General features: G+C 35.0%; 1 protein-coding gene. It reads left to right on the plus strand.

From position 1 onward, the window contains the following. Window positions 1-8 precede the first annotated feature (8 nt). The gene (locus ACGH49_RS10815) at window positions 9-1256 is read left to right on the plus strand and encodes a type II secretion system protein GspD (RefSeq protein WP_411589373.1); all 1248 of its coding nucleotides are present in this window, start codon (window positions 9-11) and stop codon (window positions 1254-1256) included. Window positions 1257-1321: the final 65 nt, after the last annotated feature.

The following is a 1321-nucleotide window of genomic DNA, read 5'->3' on the forward strand; positions in this document are numbered from 1 at the left end:
ACGGGGCAATGATTAAATATTTATTATTACGTTTTACGTTATTTTTTTACGTAATACTGTTATTTTTATCACGTAATACATTGGCAAGCGGTGTAGAGTTTGAGCTAAACAGGGTTAAATTGCCTGATGCTATTAGTATTATATATAGTGAAATTTTTAAACGTCCATATATGTTGTCACCAGATTTAGCAAATGATGAACGATTATTGACATTGAGAATCACTAAAGAGATTGATGAACGGCAGTTTATAGAGCGTTATTTTTCCAATATGAATATTAAAATTTGGGATAAAAACGGGGTTGATTATATAGCGGTTTACACACCTAAACCAATGGCTCAGCCGACGGAAACTTTTATTTATACTCCAAAATATCGAAGTGTTAGTTATTTATCTGACATTTTAAGCAGTCAGGTACAAGGGGTATTTAATTCACAAGGGACGATATCGAATACCTCCCAGACAAGTTACAGCAGTGGGGACGTCAATCCAAATAGTGCTAGTGGTCAGTTTTCACGTTCTGGTGATGTGTTGGTTTATCGTGGCACAAAAGCGGATATAAAATTAGTTAAACAGTTGTTACCTAAAATTGATACGGTAACTGATGAGATATTGGTTACTGGTTATGTGGTTGAGGTGTCAACGACGAAGCAGGAAGGGAATGGCTTATCATTTATAGCTAATTTGCTGGATAGCAAATTAGGGGTGCAGGTGAATTCAAATTATAATCCGTTGACGGGTAACTTAATTACTTTTTCGAGTGGCTCTTTTAATGCTTTGGTGGAGTTATTTAATAAAGATAGCCATTTTAAGGTAATTAGCTCCCCGCAATTACGGGTTAAAAATGGCTCTAATGCGTCATTTAGTGTTGGCTCGGACGTGCCTGTTTTAGGCTCAACAACGTATCAGGACGGCAAACCGATTCAGTCAATAGAGTATCGTTCGTCGGGGGTATTATTTGATATTCGTTCTGAAATTAGACTAAACACGATTGATTTAACAATACAACAGCAGTTATCAAACTTTGTTAAAACGGAGACAGGGATTAACAATAGTCCAACGTTGATTAAACGTGATGTTAATACGCAGGTATCAATAAAAAGCGGTGAAATTGTTGTACTTGGTGGTTTAGCGGAAACTAAAAACGGTAATAATTCGACAAGTTTTACTTTATTACCTTTTTTAAAATCGTCAGGAAAAGAAGACATCAAGACGGATATTGTTGTTATTTTGCATGTTGAAAAAATAGAAAAATAATAAAATATTAAATTAATAAATAATAAGATAGCCTGTATTCGTTGTACCGCAGCTTTGCGAGGAAC

The sequence above is a fragment of the Gilliamella sp. BG7 genome, from assembly GCF_046635565.1.
Lineage (GTDB): Bacteria > Pseudomonadota > Gammaproteobacteria > Enterobacterales > Orbaceae > Gilliamella > Gilliamella apicola_P.